Origin of the sequence: Archaeoglobus sulfaticallidus PM70-1, from assembly GCF_000385565.1 — an archaeon.
Taxonomy (GTDB): domain Archaea; phylum Halobacteriota; class Archaeoglobi; order Archaeoglobales; family Archaeoglobaceae; genus Archaeoglobus_A; species Archaeoglobus_A sulfaticallidus.
The window spans coordinates 467,006-490,498 of the sequence record NC_021169.1 but is presented as its reverse complement, the minus strand read 5'-3'; the positions used below and the strand labels follow the sequence as shown (position 1 = coordinate 490,498).

The window sequence follows — 23,493 nt, the reverse complement described above, 5'->3', positions numbered from 1 at the left end:
GAAGTGAGAATATCAGATGGCTTAATTAACTTTCTTGTTCTTTTCCTGCCACTCAAGATAGTTGCAGTATGGACATCCGAGATCCCAGTAGCCCTTCTTTGTCCGGATTTTGATCCTCTTTATCTCATGCTTCTCGCAGAGCTTGGATGTTATGTATATCGTGCCCTTCTGGGGTAACGGTAGCGTGAAGTTGCAGTCTGGGTATCCGCTGCATCCAATAAATCTCCTTGAGTCTCCCTTCTTTTTCCTTATAACGAGATCCCTCGAACATTTCGGGCATTTTCCAACGATTTTGTCCTTCCGGATTCCATCTCTCAATGTTTTCGAGAGGGATTCTCTGTCAAGATTCGACAGGATTTCATCAAGGAATCGTATTGATTCCTCAACAACATACTCATCGCTCAGCTTTCCTTCAGCTATCGCATACATGTCTTCCTCAAGCTTTGAGGTCATATCTGGCTGAGTTATAGTTTCTGCCTCTTTTTTCAGGGCGTTTATAACGGCCATACCTATTTCCGATGGTCTGAGGGGATTTCCGTAAACATACTTTCTCGAATAAAGCTTGTTTATTATTTCATGTCTTGTTGATTTTGTTCCGAGTCCGAGCTTCTCCATCTCCTTTATCAGACTTCCAGAAGAGTACCTGTTTGGAGGTTTGGTCTCTTTCTCTTCCAGCTTCTTGCTGACTATGTCCAGCACCTCTCCTTCCTGAAGGTCTGGAACCGGAACCTCTTCAGCTTTCGAGTATATGTATATCTTCCTCCATCCCTCTTCAATTAGCTTCCTGCCATTGAACCTGAATATCTCACCACTGGAATCTATCTTTCCTCTCCTTACAACCCATATGGCATCCGGAGACAGCGTTGCGAGAAATCTTCTGACAACCAGCTCATAAATCACCCATTCATCCTTGCTCAACTCATCTTTTTTTGCTACCGCAGTTGGATGAATGGGTGGGTGGTCCTTGCTCTCCTTCTTTCCCCTCGTTGCCCTGAGCTTTTCCTGCGAGAGAACGAACTCCGCCTCCTTTTTAAACTCGCCCTGAGTCAGCTTCTCAACAATAGCCCTCAGATTTATAGTCTTTGGATAAACAGTATTGTCAGTCCTTGGATATGATATGTATCCTGACATGTACAGAGACTCAGCTACCATCATCGCCTTGTTCACGCTCATGAACTTTGAAGCCTCTCTCAAAAATTCAGTGGTGTTGAAGGGTGTTGGAGGTTTCTCAGCCCTTTCTTTCTTCTCGAAACTTACCACAACACCTTTGTCTCCAACTTTCGCAAAAGCCTTCTCTGCCTGCTCCTTATCTTCGAACCTCTTTTCATGCTTGCACTGGAATACCTCTTCACCCTTCCTGAAGCTGGCAAAAATCTCCCAGTACTTTTTCGGCTTGAAGTTCTTTATTTCCTCCTCCCTCTCAACTATAAGCCTCAGAGTTGGAGACTGAACCCTCCCAACACTCAGAAAGTCCTTTCCCAGCCTTCCCGATGACAGTGAGATCAGCCTTGTAAGCACAGCCCCCCATATCAGGTCTATCTTCTGTCTGATCTCAGCAGACTTTGCGAGGTTAAAGTCAACCTCCGTGGGGCTGGAGAATGCCTTTTTTATGTCCGATGGTGTTATTGCTGAGTATCTCACTCTGTCAAACCTGACATTCGGATTCTCATTTCTGATTATCTCCAGAGCTTCAACACCAATGAGTTCTCCTTCTCTATCGTAGTCGGTTGCTATCGTAACTCTGTCTATCTCCTTAGCGATGCTTTTCAGCACTTCAACGAGGTTCTTCTCAGTCACCTTCTTGATAATATCAGCCCTCAGCAGAGACTTGAGCGGAACCTTGCTCCAGTTGTTGTACTCCTCCGGAAAATCGAGCTGCACAATGTGACCCTTCAATCCGATAACATATGTGTTATCAGCCTGATAAACATTTATTCCCTTCTTCCTTACCTTTTTAACATTCTTAAAAAGAATTGAAGAAATTCTTCTCGCTGTATTGTCCTTTTCTGTTATTATGAGCCATTTTCCAGCCATTCTATCCTACTAATTTTTTTCATCGATGATTTTCTTAATTATCTGGAAGCACTCTGCAGGATCCGCCCTGCCTTTGGTAGCTTTCATAACCTGACCAACCAAAAAGTTGATGGCATTTTTCTTTCCGCTGAGATAGTCCTCAACAGCCTTCGGATTTTCCTCCACAGCTTTCCTGCAGAGATTTAAAATCTCCTCCTCTTCATCAATCGCAAACAGGTTCTTCTCCTGAATTATGCCATCAACATCTCCACCATGATCGAGCTTCGTCCTTATGATTTCCACAGCAGATTTGTCGGTTATCTTTTCATTCTCAAGATACTCTATAACCCTGACCATATCCCCAGGAGGAAATCTCTCATACGCATATCTGAAGTCCTTATCCCTGTAGTTCAACTCCCCTCTCAGGACATCCACGATCCATCTCGCTGCCTTTTTTGAATCGACCTTTGATGCTACCTCCTCAAAGTAATCCGCCATCTTGGGATCGAGAACGAGTATCTTGGCCTTAGATAAAGATATACCGTATTGAGAGATGAACCTATCCCTCTTCTCTTCCGGCATCTCAGGTATCTGTCCTTTAACCTCTTCAACTATCTCCGCTGTATATATCGGCACGAGATCCGGCTCCGGGAAGTATCTATAGTCCTGCTCCTCCTCCTTAGTTCTGAGCGATACGGTTATGTTGTTCGCCTCATCGAAATGCCTTGTCTCTCTCTCGACTTTCCTTCCTCTCCTCAGCAGGTTCTTCTGCCTCGTTATCTCATAGGTTAAAGCCCTCTCAACACCTTTGAATGACGATATGTTCTTGATCTCAACTCTCCCTCCACCCTTCAGCGATATGTTAGCATCTACCCTCATCGCACCTTCAAGCGAGCCATCGAACACATCCAGATACTCGAGGATTATCCTCAGCTTGTTTAAGAATTCCCTCGCCTCCTTGGGGGAGTGCATGACCGGCTCGGTAACTATCTCCAGGAGGGGCATTCCGGATCTGTTGTAATCTATCAGAGAATACTTTGCAGTTGTTATCGATCCTTTATAGCTCAGCTTGCCCGGGTCTTCCTCCATGTGTATCCTTTTGAGGGTTATCTTTTTCTCTCCGGAATCTGTCTCTATTGTAACATATCCTCCCAGTGCTAAGGGATTATCATACTGACTGATCTGAAATCCTTTCGGAAGGTCTGGATAAAAGTAGTTCTTCCTGTCAAAAACTGTAAACGGCTGAACCTCAGCATTCAAAGCCAGGGCTGTTTTCACGGCAAATTTAACAGCCTCCTTATTTATGACCGGCATTGCCCCCGGTAATCCGAGGCATACAGGACAGACATGAGTGTTCGGCTCATCCTCGTGATATGATGTTGAGCATGAACAGAAGAGCTTCGTGTTGAGCTTGTTTAGCTGAACATGAACCTCCAGACCGATTACCACTTCTTGCTCCAATGTTTGCATAGAAGTGCGTTGGAAGGGGGTAAATAAAAGTTTTCTGTTGTGAGGTTAAAGGGTTATACAGCGAGCCAAACTTTCTCAGCCTCGTAACCTGCAGATCACATGACCATGGAGGTTTCAGACATTGGGGTTAATGCATCCTAACACTACAACCTGCAAGAACCTATCACTTGAGCAAACATCTTATAAATAAACCAAAATTCCCTTTGAATAAATCATATCATCCACAGCCGATCCAAACGAGGGTGATTGTATGGAGCTTAGATGTCCCAATTGTGGAACAAGACTTCCGTGGTGGTGGAGGATAGCTGAAATCAGTTACAGAAGGTCAGGAGGGTACTACAACAAATGTCCATCCTGCAGAAGGTGGATCAAGGTAAAAGCTGAGCATAAAAGATTGGAGAAGCGGTTGAGAGAAATCATCCTCTTCTTGGCACTACCTCTGTTTATTATAGCCGATGATGCTGCAAAAGGCGGAAACCTCATTAAAAAGTTTGATCTAGATTTCCTGATGGAAATCAATCCTGAGCTGGTTTATTTAGCCGCATTCATGATTGTTTTTTCAGTGATATGGTCCGACCTGAAAAGAGCAAAATATGTTGTTCAGTTATCCAAGCCCAGCATTGAGAAGAAGAGGCTGTCTTTAAAGTTTGCACTGGCACTTCTGACACCAATGCTTGTGTTGGTAAATCTGGGCATACTCTATATTTACATCATCTACGGCGAGTGGCGACTTCTGGCAATGGTAGCCGCAGTCGACATACTTTCCATCATCCTGATCAAAAAGGAAATGGAACAGTTAAAAAAGCTTGAAATGGATTTATAATGGACAATTCCTTTCTCATAAATTACCCGAGTTATTGAAATATGATGCATCTTGTCTTTGAAAAATCTGGTTATTCTCTTTTGAAGTTACTCTGAATAAAGGGAGTTCGGAAGTACTCTGCCCGGTACTGCATAGGTATTTAGTAAAAGGATCCAGCTCTTAGAACAGATCTGAACTGAAACGGCAGGGCAAATATAGAGATCCTACAAATCTATAATACAACCAGCAGTCGACTTCAACGATTCTGTGATCTTGGTGGAAGTTAAAAAATGATAAAAAACTACTTATACTTAATACCCCCATGCTTAGGAGTTCCAACAACCTTTACACTCTTGGGTGATACCTCCAGCTTATTGTCTTTATCATAAAATTCTGCCTGATCCACATAAACTGTCCTCTGACTTGCAGGACTTCCAGTGACCTTTGCTTTAAGATCTCCCTTATTTGTGACCAACTTGCTAGAATTTAGATAGATATCGTTTTCAGCCTTGAAAGTTATATCTTTACTGTATGCACCAGAGGAATCTACATGAATAGCATTAGCTATCAGATCTCCACCATATGTCTGAATCAGGACATTTCCTTTCGAGCGGATTTCTCCACCGGTAATATTGAGGTCTCCACTCGAGTATATCTCAACCTTCTTGTTGTATGCCTTGGTGTTGTCGATCTTGATGTCAGATGCGGTTAGCTGGGTTCCAGCATTTATCGTAACAACACCCTGCGATACTATATTGGCATTGTTGAGTGAAATGTCCTCCAGAAACACAATATTCACTTTCATGTCATATGCCTTGCTGTTGTCGATACTCATACCATCTCCAGACAGCGAATTTCCGCCGAGATCTATCTTAGCCTGAGACTTCAGAGTGGCATTGTTTGCGAAGACATAATTGGTGGCATCTATCGATATTTTCATATTGTACTCTGAGGAAGTATCTATTGTCGAATCTGAGATGTATATATTGGTGGCTTTCAAAAAAACTTCCCCGTGGGCTGTTATATCTGTACCATTCGCCAGTATCTTTCCTGCCTGTATAACCACATCCCTATTGTAGTTAGTAGAAGAGACGGATACACCGGTTATATCTACACTATCACTTCCGATTATCTCAACACCTTTGCTTGCTGTAAGATCTACAGATACAACGACATCTCTCCCTTTGAAGTAAATACTGCTTGCAGTTATATCCCCGACACTCGGAGGTATCACAAGTCCATTGCTACCAGCATCATAAACACCATCCTGTATTTCAGAAGCCAGTATCTGGACATCTACTCCCGGATCATACATAAGGTTGCCATTGACATCTTCATAAGCAAATCCTGGATCGAAGAGTGTTTCAGAAACCTCCACCTGCTTGGTTACTGAGTCCTGCCTTCCAAGGCTGTCTGTGACTGTCAGCGTCACGCTGTAGGTGTTGGCTGAAGAGTAGGTGTGGGTTATTGTTGGTGATGTCGTGTCTATTACATTACCATCTCCGAAGTCCCAGTGGTAGTTGGTTATGCTTCCTCCTGGCTCTGATGGGGTTGAGGATGAGGCGTTGAAGGTTATTTCTTCGTTTACCTGGGGGGTTGATGGGGTGAAGGTGAAATCGGCTGTTGGGGATGGCAGGCATTGAGTGTCAGCATCTTCTATTGTATAGCCAACATTAGGTGTATATTTAGCGATGTACAGCAAACCATTACCGATTATGTGGTAGTTCGTCAGGGCACCGGTTCTTCCACCAAAGATTATCTTGCCCACACCATTAATGACATTGATCTGCGGGTTCGTATCTGAGGATGAAGCTACTTCAGAGCCATCGAGGTATATTCTCGTATTTGCTTTTCCATCATACCAGAAGTAAATCTCTGCCAGATGCCACTCCAAGTTGGCTATCTGAGATCCATCTATCGAGTAGTATGCTATCGGGGCTCCGTTATCGGTTGTGCTTTTTGTAAACGCTATTCTATCGTTGTACTCATCATATGTGAAGTGGTATCCACCATCTACAATGTCCTCTCTCGTGCCTGTGTAGTCTGTGTCATATGCTCCCATCCACAGAGCATCCGCCCCCCTCCCTCCACCGGATTTGAAGTAGAATTTGGCGTAAAAGCCAGTTGGATTTGTTGGAACGGAATTGTAGACCATATATCCAGTCTGAAATATTAGTGGTCGGGTCAGCACGACATACCTGTTAGCAGAATCATAGTAGGCATCACCATACAGATTACCCGGATCGCTTTCGAAGTTCTCGTACAGGAACATCGTCTTCTCCGGGTTGCTCATGGAGGTTGCTGAGCTGTTTCCGTAGTACATGTAGATGGTCTTGGATGTGCTTGCAGGGATGTTGACTTTAACCCATATGGTGGCTGTCTGATTGGAGGGATCCCAGCTCTCTATCCAGTAGTTGAGGAAGGTCGATCCATCGGATTCTGTGAATCTGATGTCTGATCCATCTGAGTTTGCCTTGGTGAAGTCGAAGTTGGAGGAGTTGAGTTCTATTTTGATCTGGTAGTCTGTCAGGGAGAAGCTGTTCTGGTTGGTTATTGTGATGGCCTTTCTGTAGTCCCAGCCGGGAAGTTCACAAACACTTGCCTCCAAAACCTCCACCTGCTTGGTTACTGAGTCCTGCCTTCCAAGGCTGTCTGTGACTGTCAGCGTTACGCTGTAGGTGTTGGCTGAAGAGTAGGTGTGGGTTATTGTTGGTGATGTCGTGTCTATTACATTACCATCTCCGAAGTCCCAGTGGTAGTTGGTTATGCTTCCTCCTGGCTCTGATGGGGTTGAGGATGAGGCGTTGAAGGTTATTTCTTCGTTTACCTGGGGGGTTGATGGGGTGAAGGTGAAATCGGCTGTTGGGGATGGCACAGTACAGTCAGTTTCGGTGGCAGATATAACCACAGATGGTTCATTTTCAACATACTTTCTCATGAAAATGTAATCTATGTACCCGTATCTGCTTGTGCTGTCAGAATCAGCAGCAATTCCGAGATAGAACGTGCTGAATGTGCTGCCAGAGTATTCAAGGGATGGTTTGGCAGAGTTCTCCGCACTCCACGAGTCCCAGTAGTTTATGTAGGATTGTGTGAAGATTATCCTGAACTTCTGCCAGTCTGAAGATTCTATCTCCGGACCCCAATCCACATGTGTACCTTTCACATTCAGATCTTTCTGGTAATACGGGCGTGATGTGCTCTGGCTGTCATAGGTACAGGTTATGGATGTTGATTCCCACATGTAGGAGTTGCTGTATTCCGCGAATACCACAGCAAGATCCACATCTTTGGAAGTCGTACTCAATCTCCATCTACCCTCAACAACAAAACTTCCGCTGAAGCTGTCTCTTGTGTTCAGGTACGCTCCATCATTCCAGCTGCCCCACAACCTGATTGCTCCATTTTCCACCTGATAGGTGTCTGTGTTCGTTGCCCACTTGGTCGTGTTGAGAGATGTACCTTCAAAATCATCGAAGAACACAAACGTTGAGTCTCCGTTGCTCATGGAGGTTGCTGAGCTGTTTCCGTAGTACATGTAGATGGTCTTGGATGTGCTTGCAGGGATGTTGACTTTAACCCATATGGTGGCTGTCTGATTGGAGGGATCCCAGCTCTCTATCCAGTAGTTGAGGAAGGTCGATCCATCGGATTCTGTGAATCTGATGTCTGATCCATCTGAGTTTGCCTTGGTGAAGTCGAAGTTGGAGGAGTTGAGTTCTATTTTGATCTGGTAGTCTGTCAGGGAGAAGCTGTTCTGGTTGGTTATTGTGATGGCCTTTCTGTAGTCCCAGCCGGGGAGTTCACAGATCGACTCGATAACCTCTATAGCTACCGTAGTTGAATTCACACCACCTCTTTCATCGTAAACCGTCAGCGTCACATCATAGGTTCCGGGTGAGGAGTAAGAGTGAGTCGTCACAACACCCGTAGCAGTATCTCCATCTCCGAAATCCCATATGTAGTCTGTGATTTTATCTCCGTCTGGATCGTAGCTCGAAGAGGCGTTGAAGGTTATAATATCTCCAACCAGTGGGGTCGCCGGAGTGTAAGTGAATGCTGCCACTGGTGGATTGTTCGCAGGCTCACTAACGCTAATAGTCTTGCTTGAGACATTGTTGTTCTCATTATCTTCCACAATAGCTCCATCAGCATCCACAACTCCTTTGATTACATGCTGCCCTGTGCTTGTTGGGGTGTAGCTGAAACTTATATGCTCTACTGACTGGGAGGTTAAACCATTGATGATCTCATTGTAGATCTCAATGGAGTCATAGTAAAATCTGACTGTAAAACTTTCATTTATGTCTTCACTTCCAACATTCATAACATCAGCATAAATCGTGATTTCCTCGTTAACCTCCGGGTTTGCATTACTAACCTTCAAACTGATCGTAAGGTCTTTTTCCGGAAGAGCTTCAGCGGGCATGGAGAAGAGAACCTGATTTGCCTCCTCAGAGATAATCATCACTCCAACATTTTCATAACCGGATGTTTTGAATACTATTTTCTCTCCAAGATTCCACTTTCCATCGTCATTTACATCGTAAAAATAACAACCATTTCCTGCCAGACAATCGTTTATCGTTCTCTCAATTTTTATACTGCCAGCTTCAAAAATGATGATGTCATCACCGGATAGTTCCTCACCACCGGTGTGATATATTACCAGCTCATCCCCTATTTTCTCAGCCTGGAAGTCCGCATGTTTTGAGGGAGGAGTCTGGAGGAAGGAATATATGCTAACTGCGATAACCGAGAAAGCCCCAACAGTTATGGCTATCATTAAAATTATGCTGATAAGTTCCGAAACTGCTCTATCATCTCCAGAAAATTTCATCCAAGATTTCATCCAATATACGATAAGAAAAATAGCTCTTAATATTTTTTTGGTTTCTTCTAAAGTGTAGGTTCAGCAGGATTTTTGAGATAGTTTCCTACCGTTACTTTTGCTCTCGAGATCTGAGCGTTTGGTCTCCATTTTTAGGAGTTTTTACTCTTCTTCTCTTTGAATTATTGTGTTTTTTCATCCAAGTATTTCCTTTCGATCTCCATTTTCAGGAGTCATCCTCTTCTTCACCGTATTTAAATGTTAGTCAATAGACCTGAAGCTACCATCACTCTCCATCAAAGTCGGTCCAGCTCTTTCAAAGAAGAAGTTAGTGTATTCAGTGAAATTTCTTATGAGAGAAGTCTTACCAACCTTCCTTTTTCCATAAAGGAGGGTTCGTCCCTTCTTTTATATTTCGTGCACCTCAGTTCTGGGAATCACGGTGCCCATAATTCTGATTTTAGGATATGAGTTTTGATGTTTAACCTATAAGGATTCGATTTGGAGACAGTTTTTTGAGGTTTAAGTGGATTAATGATACCCAGAGTTCCGAATGTGAAAAAATCACAGACCTGATAAAAAACGCACTTAGATTTCTATTAACAGGTGAACTTACAGGGGGCTGGTGCGAAGGCGAGTTTTGGCATGGGATTTTTCAAAATTAGGTAAAAGATTTTTTAACCGAGAACAATAGCTAAGCAAAGGTTCAGGTGATCGTATGACCGATGGAAAAACGATAACCGAGAAAATTTTCTCTGAGAAGAGTGGCAGCGATGTCAGGGCTGGAGATATTGTCATCGCAGAGATAGACCAGATAGCACTCCAGGATGGGACCGCTCCTCTCGCAATCAGGCAGGTAAAGGAGATGTCCAAAGAAATTAGAGGATCCGAGATAACTCATTTCTTTGTTGATCACGCTTCACCATCTCCGAGAAAAGAACTCAGCAACGACCAGAAGTTCATCAGGAACTTTGCCGAAGAACATTCAATGGACTTCAACCCACCGGGAGAGGGGATAATACACCAGATAATGGTTGAGAGATATGTAAAGCCCGGAGACCTTGCAGTAGGAGCGGATTCACACACATGTACCTATGGTGGGATCGGAGCGTTCTCAACCGGGATGGGTTCAACGGATGTTGCCGTTGCGATCCTTCTCAGAAAGAACTGGTTCAGGGTGCCGGAGGTTTTCAGATTCAACATCAGCGGGAAATTCGAGAAGGGCGTGTTCGCAAAAGACCTTATATTAAAAATAATCGGAGACTTGGGAGTGGATGGAGCCACATACAAGGCGATGGAGTTTGATGGTGACATACACAACATAGAGGTGGAGGGCAGGCTGACGATATCCAACATGGCAGTGGAATGCGGAGCAAAGGCCGGGATATTCCCCTCGGATGAGCTTACGAAACAGTATCTGGCTGAGCTGGGCAGAGCAGACGATTTCAAAGAGATTAAAGCTGATGCCAATGCAGAGTACGAAAAGGAATTCTACTATGAGCTTTCCGATTTAGAGCCGATGATCTCCAAGCCACACAATGTTGACAATACTGCAGAGGTAAGCGAGGTTGAGGGCACAGAGATCGATCAGGTCTTCATAGGAACCTGCACCAATGGCAGAATCTCGGATTTGAGGGTGGTTGCCAAAATACTCAAGGGCAGAAAGGTGAGCAAAAAGATCAGGCTGATCGTTGGGCCAGCAAGCAGGAGGATCTACCTGAAGGCGATGGAGGAGGGTTTACTAAAAACAATAGTTGAGGCTGGAGGAGTTGTGCTGCCTCCTGGATGCGGACCGTGTGTGGGCATACATCAGGGAATACTGGCTGATGGAGAGGTCTGCCTCTCAACCCAGAACAGAAACTTCAAGGGCAGGATGGGAAATCCAGAGGGATTCATATACCTGAGTTCTCCAGCCACAGCAGCAGCTTCTGCAATAAAGGGAAGGATCGTCGATCCACGGGAGTTCCTGTAATGCCCCCAATGCCCATAATGCTTGAGCCAGTTTTTGAAATACTGATAGAAATTTTTGTTGTTTTTATAGCAGCCTTACTTTTTGTCAATGCGATAGAGTACTTGGGAAGCCTGTTCGAGCTTGGGGGTTCTTTTGTTGGCGCAATTCTATCCCCTCTCTTCACATCCCTGCCGGAGATGATAGTTTTCCTCGTAGCCATTTTCTTTTCCGGCGTGGAAAGTGGAGAAGCCATAGGTGTCGGTACAGTCTTCGGCCAGCCGTTCATGGCCTCAAGCCTGTCCTATGGACTGGTAGGAATATCCGTTTTGCTGGGCTACCATCTCAAGAGAAGAGATGATCTCGTGCTTGAAGTTGATAGAGAACTCGTTATACCCTACGCAGTCGTCTCCATTGCTTTTCCTTTAACACTGGTTCCGGCGTTTCTGGGATTCCACAAACTATTTGGCATCCTGTTCTTCCTGATCTATGTCAGTTACATCTTTACCATGTACAAAAATGGGATGGGAGAGACCCTCGAATCTGCCGAAGAGCCTTACGCATGCAGAGTTATCCCAAATCAGAAGGCTGGAGGGATTATCCAGCTAATATCCTCTGTGATACTGCTGTACTATGGTTCACACGGGCTTGTAAGCTCTGTTGATGAGGTTTCAAGAATGCTGAACATCAGCCCTCTCGGGCTGGCTCTGATAATAATCCCAGCAGCAACGGCCATACCCGAGACTGCCAGTGCCCTGATATGGAGTTTCAGAGGGAGGGATTCGCTCAGCATAGCCTCGCTAATAGGAGAGAAAATCCTGTACTCAACATTCTATCCCGCAATGGGTCTGCTGCTCACATCCTGGACTCTGGATGTTCACGCGTACATGAGCGTTATCGGCACCACTGCGATCTCGCTAATCCTGCTATACTTCGTTGCAAAACAGAGGGTTCCATGGTGGGGGTTGATTGTCGGCTTTGTATTCTTCATAGTGTACTCAGTTCTGATCTTCATATACCATATCTGATCATATCTGATCGCACCAGAAATCAGCTACATCTCATCCATCTCGTAATCTTCCCATTTTCTCAGCCCGAGAACTATCTCGAACTCCTGCGGAGTTATAATCGGCCTATCATATCTTCTGATGTCATCATAGGATATTCTCGGGCATGCTGTGTTGACATAAACGCCAAAGTTGAAGTTTGCCAGCTTTTCAGGGCTGATGTCATCAAAAAAGAGGATTTTAGATGCTACATTCGCATTATCAGCCATTTTCTTGAGCTTTCTGGCTAAAGCAATTCGTTTCTGACCTATCTTCGATGTCACAATGATGCCCACACCTTCATCGATTCTCTCCATGGCTTTGGAAATCGCCAGATATCTTGCTTTCAGAAAATCGTTTATTTCCCTCTCACCTATAACTCTGAGTTCCCCGCTGAGGGGGTTGATTGCATAGACCCTCCTGCCAGTATAAACTCCAGCACCGAACGCATGGAACAGCCCATCACCAATATAAACTATAGCACCCTCAGCCCTCAAGGCTCCATAGCTGCATCCAAGCACCTGTCCCCTGAACTTAACGCGCTTTGCAGGATTTATGCTAACTTCAAATCCCCTTTCCTCAAGAAACCTCTTCAGTTCTTCGAACTTCCATGCATACTGTGCCGTGCCAGCAAGAACGATCTTTTTCTCCCCCGTTTCTTTCAGTATGTCATATATCCTATCAAAATCGTATTCATAGTAATAGGGAGCATAGATGACCATGTCAAGCTCGTAAATTGGCGTGTGGGCAAAATGCACGAGAACATCAACCTCATCAAGCAGAGATAAATCAAGGTCGCATGCTCCAAATGAGTGGCTTCCAGAAATTATAACCTCATATCCTCTGCTTTCGAATATATCTGCTATCTCCTTAGCCCTGAACTTAAGGCCATCGGGTAGCTGTAATCCCACCCTTAAAGCATTCCTTCTCTTTAATTCCTCAAAAATCCCATCAAAATCTATTCTTTCAGTAATGCCAGGAGTCATAAACGAAAAAATAAAAAATCAGAGGTTTCTAAGCTTATCAAGCATTATCTTCCTCTCAGCCCTGTAAACCGTTTCCCTGACAGCCTTAACGGCATCCTGATTTGCTGATACGCTGTCTATCCCGAGCAGCACGAGTTTCTCCACCACATGCGGGTAGCTTCCAGCCTGACCGCATATTGATGTCTTAACCCCGTGCTCCCTGCAGACCTTTATGACCATCTCGATCAGCTTCATCACTGCTGGATGTGTTTCGTCAAAAAGGTATGCTACATTCTCGTTGTTTCTGTCCACGGCTATTGTGTACTGGGTCAGATCGTTTGTTCCAAAAGACACGAAATCTATTCCCTCCTTAACCAGATCCTCGATTATCAGTGCTGCTGCTGGAGTTTCGACCATTATTCCAAACTCTATCTTGTTCAGAGGTATGCCCTCCTCAATTATGAGCTGCTTTGCCTTCCTGACTTCCTCAACATTCGTTATCAGGGGAAGCATTATTCCTATGTTCGTGAATCCCTCATCGATGAGCTTCTTGATAGCCCTCATCTCAGCCCTGAAGTGTTCGGTCTCTAAAAGATCCCTTCTAATACCTCTGAATCCAAGCATCGGATTTGCCTCAATCGGCTCATCCTCTCCACCCTCCATGGCTCTGAACTCATCTGTTGGGGCATCAAGCGTTCTGATCCACACCGGCTTTGGATAGAATGCTTCAACAACTCTCTTCATTCCCTTGTAAAGCTCCTCGATGTACTCGTCCACCTTGCCCTCCTTGATGTACTGCATTGGGTGTTTACCCAAACCGAGAACCATGTGCTCGATTCTGAAGAGTCCAACACCATCAGCACCGGTTGCTGCAGCCCTCTCAGCAGCATCTGGGATTGAAACATTCACCTTTACCTCGGTTGCCGTCAGAATTGGGGTTTCAACGGCCATAACCTTCTCTTCTTTCTTTTCCTCTTTCTTCACCGCTCCGGCATAAACCAGTCCCTTCTCACCATCAACAGTTACAATCATGCCATCTTTCAGAACCTTAGTTGCATTCTTCGTACCAACAACTGCCGGAACTCCAAGCTCCCTTGAGACTATCGCCGCATGGCAGGTCATACCACCCTCATCCGTTACTATGGCAGATGCTCTCTTCATCGCCGGAACCATGTCAGGGGTGGTCATGCTTGTAACGAGCACATCACCCTCCTGAATCTTCGAGATCTCCCTTTCATCTCCGATTATCTTCACAACACCGGTAGCTATCCCCGGAGATGCTCCAAGTCCCGAAACCAGAACTTCTCCCTCTACTTCGCTCACCACTCTACCAGCCTGAATCGTGGTTACGGGCCTTGACTGGACTATATAGATCTTGCCCTTCTCAATCGCCCACTCAACATCCTGTGGATTCTCGTAATGATCCTCGATGATCTCTCCAAGTTCAACAAGCCTTATTATCTCCTCATCACTCAAAACCCTCTCCTTGGCCTTCTTCTCGTCAAGCTCGATCTTCACAGTTTTTCCGTCTTTTTTGGTTATCATGATATTCTTCTCTCCAACCTTAATGTCCACGATCTTTCTCTTCTCCCTGTCGAAGATATAAGTGTCCGGAGTAACCATACCACTGACTATCGCCTCTCCTAGGCCGAATACAGCCTCAATTATCGTTTCAAGCTTTCCTGTAACAGGATGAGATGTGAACATAACCCCACTTTTTTCACTGTTCACCATCTTCTGAACGACTACAGCTATGCTGACATCCTCATGCCTGAAGCCTTTCTGAACCCTGTAGTAGATCGCCCTTGGTGTGTAAAGACTGCTCCAGCATTTTCGGACATACTCTACGAGACTATCACCATCAACATTAAGGAATGTGTCCTGCTGTCCCGCAAAACTCGCACCAGGCAGATCCTCAGCGGTAGCAGAGCTTCTGACTGCAACATAGACTTTTTCGCCCTCCTCCTCGCAGAGTTTTCTGTAAGCGTTCATTATCTCCTCAGCAACCTCCTCAGGTATCGGAGTTGATTCAACAAGCTTCCTGATGTCCTGAGAGGTTTTCGTTAGAGCATCAGTATCCTCAACATCGATCCCTTCCAGCATCTTCTCGATCTTTTCTTTTATACCGGTGACTTCGATAAAGTGTCTGTATGTTTTGCTATCAACAACAAATCCGTTCGGGACGGGAATTTCGTTCCTGAACAGCTCTCCCAGATTTGCACCTTTACCGCCCACGAGGGGGACATCATCTTTATCTATCTCATCAAACCAGAGAACGCCCATCGTCTCACCTTTGGAGGTAGGTTACCCGAAGATAATAAAAGACCTTTTATCAATTCCATGAACTCATCTATAATACTCTCACCCCACAGAAGCTGATGGTTTGGCTGATAGCTCTAAACCAGAAATTCAGCGAGTCAACTTTTCAAGATGCTCACAACACCCTCAAATGTATATTCCTCCGGCATCACAGCGTCAACACCGTACCTCTCAAGCTCACTCTTGGTTGGAGGGCCTATGGCAACAACCCTCATTTTCTTGAGAGCGTTCTTAACATCATCAACCAGATCAAGCTTCTCAGCAAGAGAGAAAAAGCTCCTGACCATCATTCTTGAAGAGAAGACTATAGCCTCAGCCTCTCCTTCAGCAACCCTCCTCAAAAATTCCCTCTGCTTGTCTCCATGCTCAAACTCTATTCTGTAAACCACAATCTCATCAACATCACAGAACTCTTTCAGCTTAAGCAGTACTGGATCGCCCATATTGCTTCTGACAATGGCAACCCTCTTACCTCTCAGCTTCTGATGGAACTCCTCGTAGAGCGTTTTAGAGTCGAACTTCGATGGTGTCTCCACATTCTCCACACCCATACCTTCAAAAACACTCGCCGTTTTCCTGCCTATGGCGATTATCCTGCCCTTTAAAAGCTCTGGATACCTCTCAACCACAATTCTGGCAGAGGTCTGGCTGGTGACAATAACATAATCGTAACTCTCTGAGATATCAACCTCAACCTCTTCAATTTTCAAAAACGGTGCTGAGATTATCTCAAAGCCATTCTCCTCGAGAATCTTTCTCGTTTCATCGATGTATTTCTCTGGCCTCATTATTGCAACTTTCATTTTCAGACTATCAGTCCCAAGTTTTTTATTACTTGTGTTGAATCTGGAATCATGAGCCTCGATCTGATCAAAGAGGGATTCTCGCTGTTCGTCAAAAACCTCCAGATAAATATTCCTGTGTACCTCCTGATCTTCCTGGGCTACTTGATCATAGCCTATTCACTTATATCAGTAATTCCTGGAGATGTTTTCGAAGAGATAGGCATGAAATACCAGAAAGGCGAGCTAAACGAAAAGGAAGTCCTTCAAAAAATGGGAGATGCTTTCTACGCTGACTTCACAAAAAACATCTCCACAATCCTGCTGTTCAGCTTTCTGGTGTTCATACTCCACGAGTTCGATATTGCCGGACTGACAGCATCATCCCTTAAAATAGCTAGAGAGGGTTATGCCAGCATAAGATACTTCTTTGAGAGCGCCTATCTGAACACGATGAAAGTAATAAAGATCGATCTGCTCGGAATTCTGATTCTTATAGCTCTGTCCTCACCATCCTTCATCCTCTATTACCTAAACTTTCCCATTCTTGGCGAGGCGTACATGTCGATTTCAATGACAATAATTTTCTTGCTTCTGACATTCTCGAAGTTCGCCATAGTTGATAGAGATGCTGGAGTGTTTGATGCAGTAGCCAGAGGTTCAGCCTTCCTCCTGAGAAATTCATTTACAGTAATTCTGGCATTTTTCGCGTGGTTCGTTATTTCCTTCCCGATTATCACCCTCTCAGCAGTCTTTCCACCCCTATTCCTCGCACTCCCTCTTGTGATCACACTGTTTCACACAATGATGGGAGTTCTCTACTCCCGCTCCGAAGGCTCTGCTCTGCCCTATTCTAATGAATAATCTTAAATAATTCTTTTTTATCCTTAATGATAATTTCGAAAGATATTTATCTCAAAATTTCCAATTTTGGGTTAATTAAAGCTCATTCTGGAGGTGGGAAAGTGAGAAAGATTAGAGTTCTTGTCGCAAAACCCGGACTTGACGGACATGACAGGGGGGCTAAGGTTGTTGCGAGAGCTTTGATGGATGCGGGTTTTGAAGTGATCTATTCTGGAATCAGAAGGACTCCATCCGAAATTGCTGAAACTGCCCTTCAGGAGGATGTCGATGTTATTGGACTCAGCATTTTAAGCGGGGCTCATCTCGAGCTTTCACCCATGATCATTGAGGAGTTGAGGAAGAGGGGTTTAGAGCCAAACAAAGATGTTGTGCTGCTAATTGGTGGAATTATACCAAAAGAAGATGTTGACAAGCTAAAAGAGCTTGGATTTTCCGGGATATTTGGACCAGGAACACCTCTCGAGGAAATCATCTCCTTCATCAGAGAGAGTGTTTCAAAAATAAAAAAGGTTAGCTGAGGTGAGTATATGAAGATAGACCATATCGGTATCGCTGTAAAAAATCTGGATGAGGCCGTTGAACTGTACAAAAAGCTCGGTTTTGAGGTAAAGGGAATTGAGGAGGTTGAGGAACAGAAGGTTAAGGTTGCCATGCTCCCTGTTGGAGAAAGCAAGATCGAACTGCTTGAAGCTACATCTCCAGAAAGCGCCATTGCCAAGTTCATTGAGAAGAGGGGTGAGGGAATACACCACATCGCCATAAATGTTGAAGACATTGAGAGAGCCCTCGAAAAGGTCAAGGCAGAGGGATTGACGCTCATCGACGAGAAGCCAAGGATTGGTGCCGGTGGAAAGAAGGTTGCATTCGTACATCCGAAAAGCACTAAAGGTGTGCTGCTGGAGTTCGTTGAGGGTTGAGGAGGGATTCAATGAAAAAGATGAAAGATCTCGTTAACGAGGTGTATAAGAGAAAGGAAACGATAAAAAAGATGGGTGGGGAGGAAAGGATAAAGAAGCAGCACGAGCTGGGAAAGCTGACAGCGAGGGAGAGAATAGAGATACTGCTCGACAAGGGAAGTTTTAACGAGATAAATCCCTTTGTGGAGAAGAGAAACACAGATTTTGGCCTCGATAAGGTTTACCTTCCAGGAGATGGTGTTGTAACTGGTTATGGAACGATAGATGGCAGGCCTGTTGCAGTGTTCGCCCAGGATTTTACCGTCATGGGAGGAAGCCTTGGAGAGATGCACGGATACAAGATCGCCTACATCATGGATTTCGCAATGAAGATGGGAATTCCGATAATAGGACTCAATGACTCAGGAGGGGCGAGGATTCAGGAGGGTGTTGATGCCCTGAAGGGATACGGAGACATATTCTACAGAAACACCCTCGCAAGCGGTGTAATACCGCAGATATCTGTTATCATGGGTCCATGTGCTGGAGGAGCGGTTTACAGCCCTGCAATAGGGGACTTCATAATAATGACCAAGAACAAGTCGTGTTACATGTTCATAACCGGGCCAGGGGTTATCAAGACCGTTACTGGTGAAGAGATAACTCCACAGGAGCTTGGTGGATGGGAAGCTCATGCAGTAAAAAGCGGGAACTGTCATATTGTTGCTGAGGATGATGTTCATGCACTACAGCTCGTAAGAAAGCTGATTAGTTATCTCCCTCTTAACAACCTCGACGATCCCCCTGTAATTCAAACAGGAGATGATCCTGCGAGAACAACTCCAAGAATATACGATATAATCCCTGAGGACCCGCAGAAGCCCTACGATGTAAGAGATGTGATCAGAGAGGTCGTGGATAATGGGGAGTTCTTTGAGATCCATGCAAACTACGCACCAAACGCTACTGTTGGATTCGCAAGGATGGATGGCAGGAGTGTTGGGATAGTAGCCAACAATCCAAAGTTCTTCGCCGGAACGCTCGATGTCAACTCGAGCGATAAGATAGCGAGGTTTGTGAGGTTCTGTGATGCCTTCAACATCCCGATAATAACCTTCATGGATGTTCCGGGCTATCTGCCGGGAGTTGATCAGGAATATGGCGGGATAATCAGACATGGTGCCAAGATTCTGTACGCTTACAGCGAGGCTACCGTTCCGCTCGTAACGATAATCCTGAGGAAAGCTTACGGAGGAGCTTATATAGCGATGGGAAGCAAGCATCTTGGAGCTGACATAGTGTACGCCTATCCAACAGCAGAGATAGCAGTAATGGGTCCAGAAGGTGCTGCAGAGATCGTTTTCAGGAAGGAGATAAAGTCTTCTGACAACCCAGAGGAGACCAAGCTACAGAAGATTGCTGAATACAGAGAGAGGTTCGCCAACCCGTACAGGGCTGCATCGAGGGGTTACATAGACGATGTTATCGATCCAAAATTCACGAGGAGCAAGATAATCTCCGCCTTGAGAATCATAGATACAAAGAGGGAGAAGCTGCCTCCAAAGAAGCATGGAAACATACCGCTCTGAGGTGATAGAATGGAGGCTGATGAGTTTGTTGCGGCAATTGCTGCCATCCACAGGTATCTGATGGAGTCGAGGGAGAGACCACCGGAAGTAAAGAGGGGTTTCAGCTACTGGAAGATGCTCTCGAGGTTGTGAGGTGGTGCGATGAAGTATAGCGTTTTTGTTAAGGGCAAGAAGTACGATGTGGAGGTTGAGGAGATCGAACCGAATGTCTTCTCCGTCAGCGTTTCTGGAAAGACTGCAACGATAAAGGTTGAAGAGGTTTCATTTGCAAAGCCTGTTGAGGAGAAAGTGGAGAAAGTGGAGAGAGTTGAGAGAGTTGAGAAAGCTGAAAAGGTTGAGGCTGGTGAGGGAACCCCGGTTAAGGTATCGATGGCTGGCGTGATAACCAAAGTTCTGAAGAATGAGGGAGAAGAGATTGAAGAGGGAGAAGACATACTGATTCTCGAAGCCATGAAGATGGAAAATGCCATATCTGCTCCGAAGAGCGGTAAGATAACCAAGATCACAGTTAAAGAAGGAGACAGAGTGTCTGCCGGAGATGTTGTAGCATACATTTCTTAAATTTTTTTGAAATTATTTAAAATAATTAATATTAACATTCGGAGGTGAATTATGAACAAGAAGGAGTGGGAGGAAAAATATCTCGATCCCTTCCTGAAGAAGGCTGGAGAGAGGAAAAAGGAGTTTAAAACCGCTTCTGGTTTTGAGGTTGATAGAGTTTACACACCTGAAGATGTAACAATCGATTATGAAGAGGAGCTGAGCTTTCCCGGTGCATATCCGTTCACAAGAGGAGTTTACCCAACGATGTACAGAGGAAGGCTGTGGACAATGAGGCAGTATGCTGGTTTTGGCACTGCCGAAGAGACGAACAAGAGGTACAAGTATCTGCTTGAACAGGGTCAGACCGGTTTGAGTGTTGCTTTTGATCTGCCAACCCAGATCGGATATGATTCAGACCACCCAATGGCTGCCGGAGAGGTTGGCAAGGTTGGAGTTGCCATTGACACGATAGAGGACATGCAGATACTCTTCGATGGGATTCCTCTTGATAGGGTTTCAACATCGATGACGATCAACTCAACCTGCGCTCAGGTACTGAGCATGTACATAGCAATAGCAGAATCACAGGGAGTGTCGAGAGCTCAGCTCAGAGGAACTGTGCAGAATGACATGCTGAAGGAATACATCGCGAGAGGGACATACATCTTCCCGCCAGAGGCTTCGATAAAGCTCGCAACGGACATAATCATGTTCTGTGCGAAAGAGGTTCCTAAGTGGAACTCGATATCCATCTCAGGCTATCACATGGAGGAGGCTGGAGCAACTCCAGTTCAGGAGGTCGCATTCACGCTGGCTGATGGAATCACCTATGTCGAGAAGGTTATCGAGAGGGGGATGAAGGTTGATGAGTTCGCTCCAAGACTGAGCTTCTTCTTTGCTGCTGGAAACAATTTGCTTGAGGAGGTTGCGAAGTTCAGGGCGGCAAGGAGGTTGTGGGCCAAGATAATGAAAGACAGGTTTGGAGCCAAAGACAAGAGGTCGATGATGCTCAGGTTCCACACCCAAACCGCTGGCTGCACATTGACAGCTCAACAGCCCGAGAACAATATTATCAGGGTTACGATTCAGGCTCTTGCTGCGGTGCTCGGAGGGACCCAGAGCCTGCATACCAACAGCTTCGATGAGGCTCTGAGCCTGCCAACGGAGAAAGCTGTAAGAATAGCTCTAAGGACTCAGCAAATCATTGCTGAAGAGAGCGGAGTTGCTGATGTTGTCGATCCACTCGGGGGTAGTTACTATCTCGAATGGCTTACCGACAAAATAGAGGAGGAAGCGATGAAGTACATCGAGAAGATAGATGAGATGGGCGGAATGATCAAAGCAATAGAGCAGGGATTCCCACAGAGGGAAATTCAGAAGAGCGCTTATGAAAAGCAGAAGAAGATAGACTCCGGAGAGATTACGGTTGTTGGTGTGAATAAGTACCAGATCGAAGAGGAGATCCAGCTTGAGATTCTCAGAATAGATGAAAACATGGTAAGAAAGCAGATTGAAAGGTTAAAGAGGTTCAGAGATAGCAGAGATAAGTCAAAGGTTGAATCGGCACTGGATAAGCTGAGAAGGTCTGCAGAGAGTGGCGACAATCTTATGCCGCCAATACTCGAGTGTGTCAAGGCCAAGGCAACGCTTGGTGAGATCACGGATGTTCTGAGAGAGGTTTTTGGTGAATTCAGGGCCCCGCAGGTCTTTTAACCTTTTATATTATTTCAACTCCGTTACATTTTTTCCAGTGCATCTATTCCCAGTAGCTCGAGGCCGTTCTTCAAAACTATCCTTGTGGCATCGACTATTGCGAGCCTGTGCATCCTTACCTCGCTGCTTTCCTTCAGAACTGGATGAGTCGTGTAGAAGTCGTTGAACCTGATCGCCACATCCATGAGATAGTCCGCGAAGACATTTGGTCGCAGCTCCCTAAGTATTCTCTCAATGACCGTTGTGAACTTCGAGAGTGTCAGGATCAGCTTCCTCTCTTCCATTGTGCAAATCTCTCCAGAAATTTCAAGATCGGGCATACCCTTCTCCACAGCCTTTCGCATTATGCTGCACGCCCTTGCATGGGAGTACTGGATGTAGCTTGCCGTCTGCCTCTCGAAATCGAGGGCTTTCTTCCAGTCGAAGGTCATGGGCTTCTCTGGAGACACCCTGACGAAGTCGAACCTTAGAGCACCCACAGCTACACTCCTCGCTATCTCCTTTTTCTCCTCCTCGCTGAAGTTTCTGTCCTTGAGGAGACTGTAGGCTTCGTTGTAAACCCTTCTTATTAGATCATCAGCTGAGATGAACTTGCCTTTCCTCGTGCTCATCGACCCTTCAGGCAGAGAGACGAATTCAAAGAACACTATTTCAGGAGGTTTGAGCCCAAGAAGCTGAAGTATATCGCTCAGCTGCTTCCCGATAAGCTTGTGATCTGAACCGAGAATGTTTATGAACCTCTCAAAGTTCTCATTCTTCCAGGCATGATATGCCAGATCTCTTGTGATATACAGCGTTGTCCCGTTCTCTCTCCTGACAACAACATTCTTCTCATATCCCTTTGATTGAAGATCTATGAACCAGGCTCCATCCTTCAACAGCAACCCAAGCTCCTCAATCTTCTTGAGAACCTTATCAACATAACCGTTCCTTATGAACTCCGATTCCCATACAACCTCATCATGCTCAATGTTCAGGTTTGAGAGCGTTTCCATTATCCCCGTCAATGCAGTTTCAACTACCCTTCTGAACTCCTCCACCGCATACTCCTTGCCAAGCTCATAATCGAGCATTATCCTATCCGCCTCAGCCTGAATCTTCTCTTTCTCCTCAGGATTATCTTCCATGAGCCTGTTTATCTCTATGTATGCTTTAGCCACGGCATGATCCGGTTTCTCATCGCTCAGACCAAATCTCCTAACGCCGAGAACAGCCAGAGCCACCTGCCTGCCCATGTCGTTCATGTAGTACTGGGTGGTGACATTAAAGCCAGCTTTTCTGAAAATTCTTGCGAGGGTGTCTCCTATTATCGAGTTCCTTATGTGTCCTATGTGCAAGGGCCCATCGGGATTTGCTGAGGTATGCTCTATCAGAACTTCTCCCTGCTCCGTCATGGAGCCATAATCCTCATCCTCATCGAGTATCGTGTTAACAGCATCCTCCAAAAACTCATAACTGGCGTTGAAGTTTATGTATCCGTTTACGGCCTCAACACTTCCGATATACTCGGAGATCTCATCTACAAGCTCTTCCACAATCTCTTCAGCAATCTCGTTTGGTTTTCTTTCTCTCTCCTTAGCAAGCTTAAAGGCTACTGTGCATGAGAGGTCAGCATGCTCGCTCTCCCTAACAAAGTTGCTTACAGAATAGCCCAAAACGCTTTCTAACGCTTTTTCAACATCCTTTCTGAAGATTCTGAACATAATCTCACC

Annotated in this window: 17 protein-coding genes; 10 read left to right on the top strand and 7 right to left on the bottom strand. The window is 45.3% G+C overall.

Annotation, left to right across the window (positions count from 1 at the left end):
- Nucleotides 1–21: 21 nt before the first annotated feature.
- Both ASULF_RS02610 and gatB read right to left on the bottom strand, forming a co-directional pair.
- Nucleotides 22–2,034, bottom strand: a complete 2,013-nt coding sequence (locus tag ASULF_RS02610; protein ID WP_015590146.1) for a DNA topoisomerase I — start codon at nt 2,032–2,034, stop codon at nt 22–24.
- Nucleotides 2,035–2,043: 9 nt separating this feature from the next.
- Complete coding sequence (gatB, locus tag ASULF_RS02605; RefSeq protein ID WP_015590145.1) at nt 2,044–3,483, bottom strand: Asp-tRNA(Asn)/Glu-tRNA(Gln) amidotransferase subunit GatB; 1,440 nt, start codon at nt 3,481–3,483, stop codon at nt 2,044–2,046.
- Nucleotides 3,484–3,733: 250 nt separating this feature from the next.
- Between gatB and ASULF_RS02600 the strand changes: the two genes are divergently transcribed.
- Nucleotides 3,734–4,306 (top strand): TFIIB-type zinc ribbon-containing protein, encoded by a 573-nt coding sequence (locus ASULF_RS02600; RefSeq protein WP_015590144.1) that lies wholly within the window; start codon nt 3,734–3,736, stop codon nt 4,304–4,306.
- Between the two features lie 280 nt (nt 4,307–4,586).
- Here ASULF_RS02600 and ASULF_RS12100 read toward each other — a convergent pair whose 3' ends face one another.
- Nucleotides 4,587–9,137: a DUF2341 domain-containing protein gene (locus tag ASULF_RS12100; RefSeq protein WP_015590143.1), complete on the bottom strand. Its 4,551-nt coding sequence runs from the start codon at nt 9,135–9,137 to the stop codon at nt 4,587–4,589.
- Between the two features lie 697 nt (nt 9,138–9,834).
- Between ASULF_RS12100 and ASULF_RS02590 the strand changes: the two genes are divergently transcribed.
- Together ASULF_RS02590 and ASULF_RS02585 are read left to right on the top strand one after the other, a co-directional pair.
- Nucleotides 9,835–11,088, top strand: coding sequence for a 3-isopropylmalate dehydratase large subunit (locus ASULF_RS02590; RefSeq protein ID WP_015590142.1), 1,254 nt, complete (start codon nt 9,835–9,837; stop codon nt 11,086–11,088).
- Nucleotides 11,088–12,092, top strand: coding sequence for a sodium:calcium antiporter (locus ASULF_RS02585; RefSeq protein WP_015590141.1), 1,005 nt, complete (start codon nt 11,088–11,090; stop codon nt 12,090–12,092). The genes ASULF_RS02590 and ASULF_RS02585 overlap by 1 nt, the downstream gene beginning before the upstream one ends.
- Before the next feature lie 26 nt (nt 12,093–12,118).
- Here the strand turns inward: ASULF_RS02585 and dph2 are convergent, their stop codons facing one another.
- From dph2 to ASULF_RS02570, 3 genes are all read right to left on the bottom strand, one after another.
- Entirely contained in the window at nt 12,119–13,096 is a 978-nt protein-coding gene (dph2, locus tag ASULF_RS02580; protein ID WP_015590140.1) for a diphthamide biosynthesis enzyme Dph2, read from the bottom strand.
- 18 nt (nt 13,097–13,114) lie between these two features.
- Entirely contained in the window at nt 13,115–15,358 is a 2,244-nt protein-coding gene (gene ppsA / locus ASULF_RS02575) for a pyruvate, water dikinase (RefSeq protein ID WP_015590139.1), read from the bottom strand.
- A gap of 134 nt (nt 15,359–15,492) precedes the next feature.
- Entirely contained in the window at nt 15,493–16,197 is a 705-nt protein-coding gene (locus ASULF_RS02570) for a uroporphyrinogen-III synthase (RefSeq protein WP_048098093.1), read from the bottom strand.
- Nucleotides 16,198–16,248: 51 nt separating this feature from the next.
- On the opposite strand from ASULF_RS02570, the gene ASULF_RS02565 reads away from it, so the two are divergent.
- The 7 genes from ASULF_RS02565 to ASULF_RS02540 are packed head-to-tail and all read left to right on the top strand — an operon-like array spanning nt 16,249 to nt 21,781.
- Nucleotides 16,249–17,040 (top strand): hypothetical protein, encoded by a 792-nt coding sequence (locus ASULF_RS02565; protein ID WP_015590137.1) that lies wholly within the window; start codon nt 16,249–16,251, stop codon nt 17,038–17,040.
- Nucleotides 17,041–17,066: 26 nt separating this feature from the next.
- A complete protein-coding gene (locus ASULF_RS02560) occupies nt 17,067–17,558 on the top strand; it encodes a cobalamin B12-binding domain-containing protein (RefSeq protein ID WP_015590136.1) in 492 nt (163 codons plus the stop codon).
- 9 nt (nt 17,559–17,567) lie between these two features.
- Nucleotides 17,568–17,957 carry a methylmalonyl-CoA epimerase gene (gene mce, locus ASULF_RS02555; RefSeq protein ID WP_015590135.1) on the top strand — a complete coding sequence of 130 codons (390 nt, stop codon included), beginning with the start codon at nt 17,568–17,570 and terminating at the stop codon, nt 17,955–17,957.
- Nucleotides 17,958–17,968: 11 nt separating this feature from the next.
- Nucleotides 17,969–19,525: an acyl-CoA carboxylase subunit beta gene (locus tag ASULF_RS02550; protein WP_015590134.1), complete on the top strand. Its 1,557-nt coding sequence runs from the start codon at nt 17,969–17,971 to the stop codon at nt 19,523–19,525.
- Nucleotides 19,526–19,534: 9 nt separating this feature from the next.
- Complete coding sequence (locus ASULF_RS12270; RefSeq protein ID WP_015590133.1) at nt 19,535–19,657, top strand: hypothetical protein; 123 nt, start codon at nt 19,535–19,537, stop codon at nt 19,655–19,657.
- Between the two features lie 9 nt (nt 19,658–19,666).
- On the top strand, nt 19,667–20,086 hold the full coding sequence (locus tag ASULF_RS02545) for a biotin/lipoyl-containing protein (protein ID WP_015590132.1): 420 nt from the start codon (nt 19,667–19,669) through the stop codon (nt 20,084–20,086).
- Nucleotides 20,087–20,137: 51 nt separating this feature from the next.
- Nucleotides 20,138–21,781 carry an acyl-CoA mutase large subunit family protein gene (locus ASULF_RS02540; RefSeq protein ID WP_015590131.1) on the top strand — a complete coding sequence of 548 codons (1,644 nt, stop codon included), beginning with the start codon at nt 20,138–20,140 and terminating at the stop codon, nt 21,779–21,781.
- A 23-nt stretch (nt 21,782–21,804) separates the two neighbouring features.
- Here the strand turns inward: ASULF_RS02540 and argS are convergent, their stop codons facing one another.
- Nucleotides 21,805–23,484 carry an arginine--tRNA ligase gene (gene argS, locus ASULF_RS02535; RefSeq protein ID WP_015590130.1) on the bottom strand — a complete coding sequence of 560 codons (1,680 nt, stop codon included), beginning with the start codon at nt 23,482–23,484 and terminating at the stop codon, nt 21,805–21,807.
- Nucleotides 23,485–23,493 lie beyond the last annotated feature (9 nt).